Raw genomic sequence first — 12,663 nt, forward strand, 5'->3', positions numbered from 1 at the left:
GACGGCGGTAACCACACCCTGCGAAGGTGCCGCTGGCGCGGGTGCGTCAACGGTGTACACACACCCCGGCAGGGTCAGGACAACTCTGTATCCGGCAGCGACAATGACGTGATGAGCGACCGCGAAGACCAGTCCGGACAGCTTGGGGCGTTCCTCAAGGCGTGCCGGGCCAGGGTGCGACCCGAGCAGGTGGGGCTCACGCCCTACGGCGAGCGCCGCCGTGTTCCGGGACTGCGCCGCGAGGAGTTGACCCTGCTGGCAGGGGTCAGCCCGTCCTACTACGCCCGGCTCGAACAAGGCCAATCCCGCAATGCCTCCCCGGAGGTCCTCGACGCTATCGCCGCCGCACTCGCGTTGACCGCCACCGAACGACGACACCTGCACGCACTGGCCGAGTCCGCAGGCCGCCGCCGCCTCACGCGCACGGCACCCATCGAGCACGCTGACCCGGCCCTGCTCGAGCTGCTCAACGCCATGCCATGGGTGCCTGCGCTCGTGCTGGGTCGCCGCAGCGATGTGCTCGCCTGGAATCCTTTGGGCCACGCCCTGCTCGCCGCGAATCTCGACCCCGACTGCCCGGCGGTCCCTGGTCGCAGACCGAATATGACCCGGATGGTGTTCCTCGACCCCGACACCCGCGCGCTCTATGCCGATTGGCCGCGCAAGGCCCGCGCAGTCGTCGGCAACCTGCGGCTTATCGCAGGCGCCCACCCCGAGGACCCAGCACTGGCGTCGTTGATCGGCAGCCTCACCATGGCCAGCCCGGAATTCGGCACCCTCTGGAACGACCACAGGGTCCAGGCATGCGCGACCGCCCACTACCGGCTGCACCACCCGCTGATCGGGGACCTCACTATCACCCAACAAACACTGAGGTCGGTCGAACACCCCGACCAGACCCTCGTCACCTGCACAGCCCCCCTCGATTCCCCGTCGGCATCAGCACTGGCCATCCTGACCCATTTGGCTCAACCGGCCGAGCCGCCCACACGCCTTGCCGACAATCGGCACTCTGCGCCCACCGCGGCCACATTCCACCCACACGCCGAATTGGAACCACCGGACTGGGGCTAGAACTGACTAAGCAACGCAGGGCAGGAAATCGGTTGGGCCGGATTCGGACTTGACGGCGAAGTGGCGTTTGGGTTCGGTGTGCTGGTTGCGCCAGCCTCGGCGGCTTAGTCTCCGATCAGCGGGACGGCAACATTGGGAGCATTGTTGTCCCGGTGCCCGACAACACTTCGACACCGACGCCACGAGCGCCAACGCTGTATGACTTCCAATTGTCGATGCTTCACGCGATGTGCAAGAGCGCTCCTGCTCAGGCCGCGAATCTGCTCGATCGGGTCGGTGCGACCCGCGCCGACGCTGCGGTCGCCGAGAAGCGGTGGTGGTTCGCTGATGCGACGAACGACTTCAGGTCGATCGCTGAGTACGTAACAGCTTGGGGTGCACCGGCTTCAGAGCGGAGCGAACACCACGGCGACCGCGAGGCTCGGTATGCGGTGTGGGATTTGCCGTTCTGGCCCGGCCTGCAGATTGAATGGATGGAGATTCCGCCTCACCCCCGGCTGTTCAGGCAGCTTCTGCGAACCTCCCATTCACTTCCTCCAGCCGCGGCTGAAATGGGTTGCCGTGTATCGAAATTGGTTCGAGGATGAACCAAACCGGCACGAGCAAAGGGACATCATGGCCACGCGACGCGATTGCGAAGAGCCTGAGTATCTCGTTCGCCTGCAATCGTTGGCGCAGCGTGCCTGGTCACCCGAGCGTCGGTTCCACATCGGAGACATCGCGTGGGACTGGCACTCGATCCCCGACGCGGAGTCAGCGTTTCGCGTGGCGCTCTGGCAGGAAAACGGCGTGGTGCTGGCCTGGGCGTGGGTGGAACTGCCCGGTCATTTGGAACTCCTCGTCGACCCCGCAGCGACCAGCCTGTTGCCGCAACTGTTGGGCTGGTTCGAAACGGTGGCCCCGGGCCCCACACTGTCTTGCTTGGTAATGGAGACCGACCGTCACGAACGCGCGGCATTATCCGAACGTGGTTACACGGTGCAGGACACCGGACCGTTCTTCCGACGGCACACCCGTGACCTGTCCGAGCTGCCGGCACTGTCGCTGCTGCCGGACGGGTTCGTGATCACCCCCGTCGCCGAGGACGATGCCGGGCGGCGTGCCGCCGCCCACCGCGCGGGATGGTCCGACTTCGGTTCCCGCGTCACCGCTGACAGCTACCGAAATGTCATGGCCACCTACCCCTACAGGGCACCGACGGACCTTGTCGTCGTCGCGCCCGACGGCGGGTGGGTGGCTTCGGCATTGGGCTGGTACGACGATCTCAACCGGGTGGGTTTGGTCGAACCGGTCTCCTGCGCCCCCGCGTTCCGCGGCAAGGGCTTGGCCAAAGCAGTCAATATCGCCCTGCTGCACGCATTCCGGTCCCTCGGGGCAACCCACGCGGTGATCCTGCCCCGTGGTGATCAGGCATACCCGGTTCCAGCGCGCCTTTACCAAGCCATCGGCTACCAGCCCGGCCCGCGCACCCTGCTCTACACCCGCCACTGACCCACACAAAACACTGCTGTCGAAATTTCCTTCCTATGCCAGCGCAGCTGGGCCTGGGGTGGGCCAATGGGAGTGGCAGAGCGAATTTGGCTTCCGCCACTGAAGTTGGCCCAAGTTAGCGGTGGTCAAGTAGCCGATCACTGGCCGTTAAACTCCGCTTCGCGGACGAGGCCGTTGACAAACGTCGCGAAGTCGGGTGCGAGCTTGGTGATTCGATATCCGACTTCGGAATCGACATGGACCACGCTTGGCTCTCCGCTGCTGCGGTAGTCGAGGGCGATCATGTCGTGACCGGCCGACGGGCAATCCGCGAAGTAGATCCCGATATCGGGATATCCCCACTCCTGAAGCCAGAATCGACTTCCGGTTTCCCCACACAAACTGAAGTCGGCCGTGCGGCCGATGGCGGCCAGTGAAGTCACTGCAACGTGGTCGGCCGCCCAGGTCGTCGGGTTGTCGGCGGGATGAACCGAACGTGTCAGATAACCGCCATTGTGCGTTCGGGCCAGTGCGATGTAGGCGGGTGGGAGCCGCAGACCCAGTTCGGCCTCGACCGACCGGACCAAGTCGTCGCCGGGAAGCGCCTCAAAAGGCGGGTAGTCAGGGCTGAACAGCCCGGACAGTTCAATCATGTCCGGACCTATCGGATCAACGTATTGAGATCGCGCTGTCCGGGCGCGGAAGATCTCGCGGACCAGCCAGTGACCGATCTGGTGGCGTGGTCGATGCAGGATGTTCCGATTAGGTCGCGGCTTGTGCACCATCGTCGAGCCAGGAATCCACCGGAACCGAAACCAAATCGCGCTCCCATCAACGGAACTCGAGCAGAACGGGCCAACCGTAACGGCAGAGACTCCGCGATGGGCCAACTTCGATGGCAAAGTCCAAATTCACTGACAGAGGACATCATTCGCCATCACCACCAAATACGTGCCGTCGAAACTCGCGAACAACCGGCGTCAGGATTGGCGAACGGCGCGACCCGACAGCACGCGGAGTACACCACCACGACATGCAGTTCGGCCTCGCTGATGTCCGTTGCCAGTTGATCTGACGTATTGCCATCGTTCTGTCGCAAGCGAGGGACTTCTTCTGCCTGCCAACTAGGCTGACGCGGTCCGGTTGGTGCTTGGGAGTTGCACTACAGGCCGTCAAGCGCGGTGCCGAGATCCGTGCCGTAGCTGGACCAGCAGAAGATCGGCTCCCCTGGTCCGCCCCGATGGCCCATGTACCACTCGCCGTCGTCGACGCACCGCGCCAGACACAGACCGGTGAAGCCGATGATCAGATCGACCTCCAAGGACACTCCTTGGCTAGGTTCGAGTGGCGCCAGGAATACCGGGGTGCTGGGATCCAACAACTCCACGGTGCTGTCCTGCGCTCGTCGCCGCACCTCATCGATAGTCCACCAAGCGTGTCCTTGTCCACAACCTGATTCTTGCCGAAGCGACGCCCTACTACGATACGGTTCCCACCGCGGCCGAACGGTCGATGATCCCGTATCGATGGACACGCCGATCGTGAGGTCATCGGTTGCCTGTCAAAACGACCCCCTATCTGGGTGAATCGGCAGTATGGGCGACCAGGGCGATGGTGGTCGGGCGGAGGCATTCGCCAACACGCAGTGTCGGATCGACTGCCATTAGGCTGCTGGGTATGGCAGACGCCCTCCCGTTTGGTCCGCAGCGGGTTCTCCGTTTGATCGTCGCCGGTGGTGGCACCGGTGGTCACGTTTTCCCTGCAGTCACCACAATCCGGGCGCTGCGTTCTCAACTATCCGCCTCGGGCCGGGAGTTGGAGGTGTTGTGGATCGGGCAGGACGGTGGCCTCGAATCCCGGGTCGCACAGGCCGAGGGAATCCCGTTCACGGCTGTGGCCACCGGCAAGATCCGGCGGGACCGCAACCCACTGAAGATGGTCAACAAGGCCAACATCACTGACCTGTGCCGGGTTCCGGTTGGTGTCGCACAGGCGCGCGCGGCCGTGGCGAGATTTCGGCCGGATGTGGTGCTGGCTACCGGTGGCTATGTCGCTGTGCCGGTGGGGGTCGGGTCGTGGTTGTGCCGTCGACGGCTGGTCATCCACGAGCAGACTGTCCGTTTAGGCCTGGCCAACCGGCTGCTGGCACGTATCGCGACCCGCGTCGCGGTATCCTCCGAATCGAGCTTGCCGCACCTGCCACGCTCAGCGCGCACAACCGCTGTCGTCACCGGCAACCCGGTGCGGTCGGAAATCCTCGAGGCAGGCAAGGCCGACAACGCAATCGAGGCGCTCGGACTACACGGGTTCGATCGCTCCCTGCCGACGGCTTATGTCACCGGCGGCGCGCAAGGTTCAGCGCAGATCAACAATGTCGTACGCGAGATTCTGCCCTGGTTGTTGCTCCGCGCCAACGTGATTCACCAATGCGGCAGCTCAGCAATCGCAGACTTACAGCAGCACGCCGCCGCTCTCACCCCTGAACTGTCGCCCCGACATCTGGTCACAGAGTTCGGGGGACCGGAACTGCCGGATGTGCTGGCGCTGGCCGATATCGTGATCTCCCGCAGCGGCGCGGGCACGATCGCCGAACTCACCGCGTTGGGTAAGGCCGCGGTGCTCGTGCCGTTGGCCTCCGCTGCGGGTAATGAGCAGGCCCACAACGCGCGCGCTCTCGATGAGGCTGGCGCGGCAGTCGCTCTGCTCGGCGAGGTGTCAGCGGAAACCCTTCGCGCGGTAGTGGATCCGCTGCTCGCTGAACCCGAACGCCGGAGGGCCATCGCCGAGAAAGCCCGGCTGCGTGGCCGCCCCGAGGCAGCCGACCAGCTCGCGCAACTCCTCCTGTCCACAGCGGACTAAAGGTGTTGGCCTGGTGCCGATTCCGTAAGTGCCAGTCCCAGCATCGACACGACATGCGTCACGCCCTGCTCGGTCATTGCGGGGTGGAACGGCAGGCTCATGATCTGCCGCGCCGTGGATTCAGTGACCGGCAACGGTCGAGACCACCGCGCGAACGCCGACTGTAAATGGTTGGGCGGGTAATGCACTCCCATACCGACCCCGCGATCCCGCAGGATCTCGAACACACAGTCGCGGACGGCGAGAACGCGCACGACGCAGTTGAACGGAACAGTGCGCTCCACATCGATATCGACCAGCGTGACCCGACCCAAACGCGCCAACTCCCGTGCATAGGCACGCCACAAATTCCGGCGTGCGATTTCGATGGCGTCGAAGTGCGCGAGCTGCACGCGACCGATCGCCGCGTGCACGGCGCTCGAGTGATAGCGCCACCCGAGTCCGTAGTGGTCCAGTGACAGCAACTGTCGAGCCATGCCAGCCATGGCGTTAGCGCACAGAGCAGGATCATCGGCGGCTCGCACCGCGCGGATCGCGAGCATGTAGTACTGCTGCGCCTTCTCCTGGCGACCAGAGTCCCATGTCGCTGCGGTTTCCGCGAGCAGACGGTCAAGTCCCGGGGTGTGGTGTAACTGGGGTGGTCACCGCATGATCCGGGCTTCGGTTAGGCGGTGGGTTCTGCTGGTGCCGAGTCCTCCTGTTCGTCGGTGGGTGTGAGCCCGCGTGAGCGAGCCAGTACGTCGAGGCCGAGGTAGCGGCGGCCCTCGATCCACTCGTCGTGCTGTTCGGCCAGCACGGCCCCGACCAGGCGGATAATCGAGCTGCGGTCGGGGAAGATGCCGACGACGTCGGTGCGGCGGCGGATCTCCTTGTTCAGCCGCTCCTGCGGATTGTTCGACCAGATCTGGCGCCAGATCTGTTTCGGAAATGCGGTGAAAGCCAGCAGGTCCGTGCGGGCGGTGTCGAGGTGATCGGCGACCTTCGGCAGCTTCTCTGCCAGGGCATCGAGCATCCGATCATATTGGGCAGCAACCGATTCGGTGTCTGCTTGATCGAATACCGAATGCAGCAGGGTGCGGACCCACGGCCATGACGATTTCGGGCAGACGCTCATCAGGTTCACGGTGTAGTGAGTGCGGCAACGCTGCCAGGACGCACCCGGCAAGGTGGCGCCAATGGCGGCCACCAGCCCGGCGTGGGCGTCGGAGGTGACGAGGGCGACCCCGCTCAGGCCGCGGGCGACCAGGTCACGGAAGAACGCCAGCCATCCGGCCCCGTCCTCGCCGGAGGTGACTTGGAGACCGAGGATTTCGCGGTAGCCGTCGGCGTTGACGCCGGTGGCGATCAGGGCGTGGACATTGACCACACGCCCGTTCTCGCGGACCTTCAGCACCAGTGCGTCCGCGGCGACGAACGTGTAAGGCCCTTGGTCCAGCGGCCGGGTGCGGAACGCTTCGACCTGCGCGTCGAGATCGCGGGCCATCATCGACACCTGTGACTTGGAAAGTGTTGTGATGCCGAGTGATTCGACGAGCTTCTCCATCCGGCGGGTGGACACGCCGAGCAGATAACAGGTCGCGACCACGCTGGTGAGGGCGCGTTCGGCCCGCTTGCGTCGTTCAAGCAGCCACTCAGGAAAGTAACTACCCGAACGCAGTTTCGGGATCGCGATATCGATCGTGCCGACACGGGTGTCGAAGTCGCGGTGGCGGTAGCCGTTGCGGGAGTTGACCCGCCCTTCGCTGCGCTCGCCGTAGTCGGCGCCGCAGGCCGTGTCGGCCTCGGCACTCATCAGGGTCTGGATGAAGCTCGACAGCAGCCCACGCAGCAGATCGGGGCTGGCCGTGGCCAATTGGTCGGACAGCAGGGAGTTCGGGTCGATACGCTGAATATCGGTCATCGCGTGGGGTTTTCTTCCTTCAGTGACTTTGGTCGGTCTGTTGAAGGATCACGCGATGACCACCCTCATGTCCGGGGTTCGGCACTCATCGGCCGAGCCGGGAGCTGGTACACCATCTTCCTGGACTCAACCGAGCAGACCCAGGGTCCTTCGCAGGCGACGCTCGATCTCCAGCGGGTGTGAGTCACGCAGCAGCTCGTTCACTTCACTGAGCTGCCCAACTACAACCTTGCGCCGCAGCCCTCCACCGAACCGGTCATCGCACTCGCGGAACACCCGAGCGGCGTTCTCCAGCTCAAATCGCCTCCTGAAGCCCAACTCCGACGGCAGTGACGCGGGCGAGAGCAGCCACCGTTCCAGGGGCTCAAGAAGATGAGCGCCCACAACAACGCCGACTAGAGCTCGGCGACTTGGCGGCGGTCCAAACTAGCCCCTCTCTGATCAAATCATCCGTGACTAAGGTTGACTCGGCTGTCCACATGCTTGGAACCCATTGGACGCGAACGGAATCCACTGAAGGATCAACGGCGAGATCAGCCTCGACCATAGCGATGAACCGAGCACGCTGCTCGGGTGTAGCGCGGCTCAGCAGCGTCGCCATAATGTCGGCACTTGTCTCCCAGCTCGATCGCGTCGCCCAGGTGTCGCCACTTCGTCACCGTGCACTTCGCGATGCCGACACGGTCGGGCGAATCGACGCTGGATGAGCCCCAACGCTTCCCGCAAAGCTGTAGCCCACCATGAAGATCGGCGTCGGCACCCTCCGATAGGCACAATGGGTCCCTCGACAGGTCGGGCGGGCGTTCAGTACGCTGCGGTCATGAGCAACGGGGGGACGCCGTCGACCCAGAATCTCTCGGTGGTCCCGGAGAAGGTTCGTGAGGTCGGGGAGCAAGTCTATGAGCTATCGACGGCATTGCGAACGGCACTCGACTCTGCTGCCAAGGATGTCGAATCACTGGTCAACGGAACATGGAAGGGCAATCTGGCGAGCGAGTTCGCCGACGGCTGGACCGATATCCGTGACGGCGGCCGCCAGATCATCACGGCTCTGTCCGAGATGGCCGAAAAGCTCGGCGTCACAGCCTCGACCTACGAAAACCTCGACGGGAGCAACGCCGCCGTCCTGTACAACTCGAGCAGCTCGAGTTTGGACCTGCCATGAGTTCCGAGGAGTTCCAGGTCGACTTGGACCACCTCGATGAGGTCGTGATCCGCCTGTCCGCACTCGCGAGCGTCATCGCCGAGCACCTCGACACGATCGACGACAAGGTTGCCACGCTGGCCGGTACTGGCTGGGAAGGTGTTGCCGCCCAAGCCTATTCCGAAGCCCACCGCGAGTGGTCGGTCGGGGCGCGGGAATTCGCCGAAGGTGTCCGCGATCTCAGCGAAGCAGCCCGCAAGGCGCACACCGGCTACACCAGCGCGGTCGAGGAAAACCTGAAGATGCTCCGAGGGGCATAACTAGTGCGCGTCAATTGGCAGACGTACTTCGATGCCGGTAAACAATGCCATGACCTCGCCGCCGAGCTGCGTCGCACCGACAAACCGGTACACGACGCCGTCAAGGGTGAATGTGCAGGCATGGCCGGGGACGCCCCCGGGTGCAAGCAATGGGGCGAAGCGTACGACCAGTACGCACGCGACACTATGCAGACCTGCACACACCTCGCCGACGCCCTCACCAACTTCGGCAACGTCCTCTATGCGAATGGCTACAAATACGCGATCGCAGACAACGCCACACCCCAGCGACCGACTCTCCGCCAAGTCTCCGAGTACAAGGTAACCATCCCGACCTCCGTCCACGACAACGGCGACGGCGTCAAACACAACGGTGGCGTAGAGGAGTTCTTCAACGAACTTACTGCGAAGATCGTCAGCACCTTCGGGAAACTTCCCAACGGTGACGTCGACAAACTCTCCAAGGCCGCCGACACGTGGAAAACCTTCGCCAACCACGCGACCATCACCGGAGCTGCGGCCAAGATCGGCGGGATCTCCGCGTTGTTCGACGATATGGATGCGGCAGAGAATCGCGCCAAGATCCAGGAACACTTCGGGACACTGAAGTCCAGCGCCGATCTCCTGGCCTCCGCGTCCCTCAATGTCGCCGCCCCTGTTGCGGACTATCACAGCTCGACAGTCGAAGTCGGCGAAGGCATCAAGACGGCGATGACCACCTTCGCCTGGGCCGTCGGGCTGCTGGTCACCGGCGCCATCGTCGGAGCGATCTTCAGCTTCGGCGGCAGTCTCGTGGCCGCCGGCGGCGGTGTCGCCCTCGCTGTTGAGGACACGATCGCCACCATTCGCGGCCTCTACACGACAAAGCGGCTCTTCCAAATCCTCAAGATCACCCTGGCTGCGAGCGTCGCCGTCGGCGTCATCGACGCCTTCGGCAAGATCCCCGACCTCACCACCACACTCACCAAACTGGCCGCCATCATCGCCATGAAGGCCCTCATCGACGACAACAGCCCTACAGCGACGCCAACCCTAGGCGGGAACGATCCGATTACACAAGAGATCGCGAAGAAGATCGCCGAACACGCAAATGGACGTGCCGCACAGGGAGATGGCTCACACTACGTACCCGGCGTAGGCGCCGCGGAACTTCCCGAGTACGTTCGCAAAGTCCTCGACGGCGAGGTACCGACGGAGGTAAAGCATCTACCCAGGGGCCGAACGGCATATTGGGATCCGGAAAAAGGTGCTGTAGTCATCGAGGATGGAGATGGAGGAACCGTGTTCACGCCAAAGGACGGACGCGAGTACTTCGACGGCCTGTGACAATGACTTGGATTGACAGGAAGGACCCGGAGAAGATGTCAGCACCGGACCCCGGACGTTATCGAGAGCATCTCGTCAGCGCAGAAAATTTCCAAGTTATTCGGCAGCTGACATTAGAGCTGGCTAATGTGCCCCGAGAACCGATGGTCGAGTTGGGATGGAATCCGAAGAGCGGCGATTATCTGAAACAACTCGCCCGATCGGTGCCATCTCAGATCACAGCTCCCACCCGAGTTAAGCTCGTTATCCTCGATGAGGAAATCAACGATCCGACCTCGCCGGGCCGCTCCTCTGTCACCGAGGAAGAACCCGAATCACCGAGCGATATCGTAAGATACTTACCCAAGTCGATCGCGGCCGTGTATCCGAAGCTGTTGAGAGCGGCTTTTCAAGCTCTGGGAGAGCTTGAAACACGCTATCGAACAGGATTTTACGAAGGCGAAGTAGTGGAGGCCCTGAATGCAATTGATGGCGTCAGCGGAAATTAGATCGATGAAATAATCCCCGCCGCACACTGATTATCCCTTGTTTCCCACATCGAATGACATGAATTCGATGTGATCGAACACACATAGTCAGCGAATTCGCCGGACTAACGGGTTCAAATCCCGTCTCGCTCACCGAGGACATCCAGCTCACCGGAGATCTGCTCCCCGGCTTGCGCCGAAATGTGGCAGCTATGCCGGAACGATTCCCGCTATTCCAGGCAGCACCGTAGGCACCTCAAGGGTGGTGCGATCGCCGGAGGTCACCGAGACTCTCAATGATTTCCGGGCACGTTCGAACCGGCGAGAATGGTCGGCGCCGACTCCTTCGGCGATAGACCATATCGGCGGCCGGACCCCTCACGGCATTTCGCAGGCAGTTTTCGGCCGCGCCACTGCTAGCGGAGCGGCCGGCCCGCGACCATGGTGTCCGTAAGCAAGCTCACTGTCACCCGACCGCGCGGAGCTTCCGCACATACGCCAGCATGAGCCCATTGAGCGGGCATACACTTCCCGCTACTCACCAGTAGCTCGTCCAACTCCCGAGCCGAACAGCCTGTTCTCGGCTCCAGAAGCCGATGTACCTCCGTATAGGTGCGTCGGCCCCGCATCCAATCATTGAGCAGTGTCGGGGCATCCGCGTTGAAGAAGTCACGGCCAGCGCTGCAAGCTGGGACTGCCTCGCGTCCTCGGTCGCGTAGAACCGCCCGTCGCTCATCAAAATCTACGAGCAGCAGGCGCAGATCAGTCTTTTTCACCGTCGTTCCTCTCATGCGAGTGGATTACGGCTCTGGCCACTCGTCCCCAATTTGCGGCAACACCTCCGTATCGTCCTCATCGCTCCACCAACGCACCGGCAGGGGCGGCAACGGCCGAAGGGGGCGATCAACTTCGTCCTCAACGAAATCGTCGTCCCACGGATCATCTTGGCTCGGCATCGTGCCCGCCCGGTGCCGCCCAGGACTGTCGTCCGAACTCCAGTAGGCCCCAATGCGGTAGCTCAGCACCGCCGTGAAGATCACCGAACCCGGCCACAGGAACCAGACGAATGACACCATCGCTCAGTGGCCATCCTCACGAACAGCAGATAAGCCGCCTCCAGATGCACGATGCACCCGACCGGGTGGTGGAATCGGTGGATGTGCCGAAGCTCCCGAGCGCGTTCGGGAGTCAGCTCCAGGAGGGATACCTGGCACATGAATTCGGCCAGCTTGCCATCCGCCTGAACAAATGTTCTGTGCGGAAATGAGTCTGCGAACATCGTCAGTCCCAGAGTTCGGCGCAGGGAAGCGCGGGCAGATCATCGGTCACGTTGTCGTCGACCGTGACCCGTAGCTCAAGTCCTGAGTAGCCGCTGCCAGTCAGTTCATCGGCCACGTCCTGCGCTTGCTTCGCCGACGCCCTGTAATCCATCTTCAACACGCCCGATTCGATGTGGATGTGCCGGATGCAGCGCGGTGGGTTTGTTGGTCGCATCGTGGATCACAACCCTGGCGGCAGGCGCCGGCCAGATTCGATCTCGGCCGCGAAAGCGTCGTAGGCCGCACACAACTCGCACAGCTGGTGGGCTTCCGGCAGCTCATCCAGGTCGGATGCCTTCGCGACCAACCTCTCCCACAACTCGGCCATTCGGGCGGCAATCATTCCGACCGACTCGGTGTGCACCACGACGTTCGGCGCACTGTCGGCAGGAGGGGCCGACGGCCGCATGTGCAGCCGGTCCTTTCGACGCTGCAACAGTCGGTCCGCCACCGATTCGTCGATGACCATGATGAGCATGTCGACATCGGACTTCGCCGAGGCAAGCACTGCGGCAGCCTCTTTCATCTGCTCGGCAGATGCACTCGTCTGGTTGAGCACGGCGAGCGCCGACCGGTACTGGCGTTGGCATTCAACAAACTCTCCAGCGGGATCGAGGATGGCAGTCGCCGTTACCTGCACCATGCCCGCGATGGCAGCCAGGACCATCTCGCTCGACGGAAGCGGCTCAATTGGTGCCCACTCTGGGATTTCGACACCGGACTCCGAGTCACTGGTGCCGGACGGGCGATCCTCTGGCGTGTTGTGGTCGTGCTGTGCGTTCAT

Annotated in this window: 15 protein-coding genes; 8 read left to right on the forward strand and 7 right to left on the reverse strand. The window is 63.0% G+C overall.

The features are described from left to right. The first annotated feature begins 111 nt into the window (after window positions 1-111). The 3 genes from ACQP2D_RS29505 to ACQP2D_RS29515 all read left to right on the forward strand — a co-directional run bounded on the left by ACQP2D_RS29505 (window position 112) and on the right by ACQP2D_RS29515 (window position 2,565). Window positions 112-1,074, forward strand: coding sequence for a helix-turn-helix domain-containing protein (locus ACQP2D_RS29505; RefSeq protein WP_433679190.1), 963 nt, complete (start codon window positions 112-114; stop codon window positions 1,072-1,074). Window positions 1,075-1,226: 152 nt separating this feature from the next. After that, entirely contained in the window at window positions 1,227-1,661 is a 435-nt protein-coding gene (locus ACQP2D_RS29510; protein WP_433679191.1) for a hypothetical protein, read from the forward strand. 82 nt (window positions 1,662-1,743) lie between these two features. Then, window positions 1,744-2,565, forward strand: a complete 822-nt coding sequence (locus ACQP2D_RS29515; protein ID WP_433679192.1) for a GNAT family N-acetyltransferase — start codon at window positions 1,744-1,746, stop codon at window positions 2,563-2,565. A gap of 137 nt (window positions 2,566-2,702) precedes the next feature. On the opposite strand, the gene ACQP2D_RS29520 is transcribed toward ACQP2D_RS29515, so the two are convergent. Both ACQP2D_RS29520 and ACQP2D_RS29525 read right to left on the reverse strand, forming a co-directional pair. Then, window positions 2,703-3,197 (reverse strand): SMI1/KNR4 family protein, encoded by a 495-nt coding sequence (locus tag ACQP2D_RS29520; RefSeq protein ID WP_433679193.1) that lies wholly within the window; start codon window positions 3,195-3,197, stop codon window positions 2,703-2,705. 509 nt (window positions 3,198-3,706) lie between these two features. Further along, window positions 3,707-3,958 (reverse strand): hypothetical protein, encoded by a 252-nt coding sequence (locus ACQP2D_RS29525; protein ID WP_433679194.1) that lies wholly within the window; start codon window positions 3,956-3,958, stop codon window positions 3,707-3,709. Between the two features lie 263 nt (window positions 3,959-4,221). Between ACQP2D_RS29525 and ACQP2D_RS29530 the strand changes: the two genes are divergently transcribed. Further along, window positions 4,222-5,403 (forward strand): UDP-N-acetylglucosamine--N-acetylmuramyl-(pentapeptide) pyrophosphoryl-undecaprenol N-acetylglucosamine transferase, encoded by a 1,182-nt coding sequence (locus tag ACQP2D_RS29530; RefSeq protein WP_433679195.1) that lies wholly within the window; start codon window positions 4,222-4,224, stop codon window positions 5,401-5,403. Here the strand turns inward: ACQP2D_RS29530 and ACQP2D_RS29535 are convergent. Together ACQP2D_RS29535 and ACQP2D_RS29540 are read right to left on the reverse strand one after the other, a co-directional pair. Next, window positions 5,400-5,945 (reverse strand): DegT/DnrJ/EryC1/StrS family aminotransferase, encoded by a 546-nt coding sequence (locus ACQP2D_RS29535; protein WP_433679196.1) that lies wholly within the window; start codon window positions 5,943-5,945, stop codon window positions 5,400-5,402. The two genes, ACQP2D_RS29530 and ACQP2D_RS29535, sit on opposite strands and share 4 nt — an antisense overlap. Before the next feature lie 122 nt (window positions 5,946-6,067). Then, a complete protein-coding gene (locus ACQP2D_RS29540) occupies window positions 6,068-7,303 on the reverse strand; it encodes an IS256 family transposase (protein WP_433679197.1) in 1,236 nt (411 codons plus the stop codon). Between the two features lie 820 nt (window positions 7,304-8,123). On the opposite strand from ACQP2D_RS29540, the gene ACQP2D_RS29545 reads away from it, so the two are divergent. Genes ACQP2D_RS29545 through ACQP2D_RS29560 form a run of 4 tightly spaced genes read left to right on the forward strand, consistent with a single transcriptional unit; the run spans window position 8,124 to window position 10,581 of the window. After that, window positions 8,124-8,468 (forward strand): ESX-1 secretion-associated protein, encoded by a 345-nt coding sequence (locus ACQP2D_RS29545; protein ID WP_433679198.1) that lies wholly within the window; start codon window positions 8,124-8,126, stop codon window positions 8,466-8,468. After that, the gene (locus ACQP2D_RS29550) at window positions 8,465-8,767 is read left to right on the forward strand and encodes a WXG100 family type VII secretion target (protein ID WP_433679199.1); all 303 of its coding nucleotides are present in this window, start codon (window positions 8,465-8,467) and stop codon (window positions 8,765-8,767) included. The genes ACQP2D_RS29545 and ACQP2D_RS29550 overlap by 4 nt, the downstream gene beginning before the upstream one ends. Before the next feature lie 3 nt (window positions 8,768-8,770). Further along, on the forward strand, window positions 8,771-10,093 hold the full coding sequence (locus ACQP2D_RS29555) for a hypothetical protein (protein WP_433679201.1): 1,323 nt from the start codon (window positions 8,771-8,773) through the stop codon (window positions 10,091-10,093). Window positions 10,094-10,128: 35 nt separating this feature from the next. Continuing rightward, the gene (locus ACQP2D_RS29560; protein ID WP_433679202.1) at window positions 10,129-10,581 is read left to right on the forward strand and encodes a hypothetical protein; all 453 of its coding nucleotides are present in this window, start codon (window positions 10,129-10,131) and stop codon (window positions 10,579-10,581) included. A gap of 779 nt (window positions 10,582-11,360) precedes the next feature. Here ACQP2D_RS29560 and ACQP2D_RS29565 read toward each other — a convergent pair. From ACQP2D_RS29565 to ACQP2D_RS29575, 3 genes are all read right to left on the reverse strand, one after another. After that, entirely contained in the window at window positions 11,361-11,636 is a 276-nt protein-coding gene (locus ACQP2D_RS29565) for a hypothetical protein (RefSeq protein WP_433679203.1), read from the reverse strand. Window positions 11,637-11,841: 205 nt separating this feature from the next. Continuing rightward, entirely contained in the window at window positions 11,842-12,000 is a 159-nt protein-coding gene (locus tag ACQP2D_RS29570) for a hypothetical protein (RefSeq protein WP_433679204.1), read from the reverse strand. Window positions 12,001-12,060: 60 nt separating this feature from the next. Further along, on the reverse strand, window positions 12,061-12,663 hold the full coding sequence (locus ACQP2D_RS29575) for a hypothetical protein (RefSeq protein ID WP_433679205.1): 603 nt from the start codon (window positions 12,661-12,663) through the stop codon (window positions 12,061-12,063).

The sequence above is a fragment of the Nocardia sp. CA-119907 genome (assembly GCF_050955995.1).
In the GTDB taxonomy this organism is placed as follows: Bacteria; Actinomycetota; Actinomycetes; order Mycobacteriales; family Mycobacteriaceae; genus Nocardia.

Excerpts from the sequence above, each read along its gene's own strand:
- ACQP2D_RS29545 (WP_433679198.1), top strand. The coding sequence starts at position 8,124 with ATGAGCAACGGGGGGACGCCGTCGACCCAGAATCTCTCGGTGGTCCCG.
- ACQP2D_RS29575 (WP_433679205.1), bottom strand. The coding sequence starts at position 12,663 with ATGAACGCACAGCACGACCACAACACGCCAGAGGATCGCCCGTCCGGC.
- ACQP2D_RS29505 (WP_433679190.1), top strand. The coding sequence starts at position 112 with ATGAGCGACCGCGAAGACCAGTCCGGACAGCTTGGGGCGTTCCTCAAG.
- ACQP2D_RS29540 (WP_433679197.1), bottom strand. The coding sequence starts at position 7,303 with ATGACCGATATTCAGCGTATCGACCCGAACTCCCTGCTGTCCGACCAA.
- ACQP2D_RS29520 (WP_433679193.1), bottom strand. The coding sequence starts at position 3,197 with ATGATTGAACTGTCCGGGCTGTTCAGCCCTGACTACCCGCCTTTTGAG.
- ACQP2D_RS29535 (WP_433679196.1), bottom strand. The coding sequence starts at position 5,945 with ATGCTCGCGATCCGCGCGGTGCGAGCCGCCGATGATCCTGCTCTGTGC.
- ACQP2D_RS29560 (WP_433679202.1), top strand. The coding sequence starts at position 10,129 with ATGTCAGCACCGGACCCCGGACGTTATCGAGAGCATCTCGTCAGCGCA.
- ACQP2D_RS29550 (WP_433679199.1), top strand. The coding sequence starts at position 8,465 with ATGAGTTCCGAGGAGTTCCAGGTCGACTTGGACCACCTCGATGAGGTC.
- ACQP2D_RS29565 (WP_433679203.1), bottom strand. The coding sequence starts at position 11,636 with ATGGTGTCATTCGTCTGGTTCCTGTGGCCGGGTTCGGTGATCTTCACG.
- ACQP2D_RS29530 (WP_433679195.1), top strand. The coding sequence starts at position 4,222 with ATGGCAGACGCCCTCCCGTTTGGTCCGCAGCGGGTTCTCCGTTTGATC.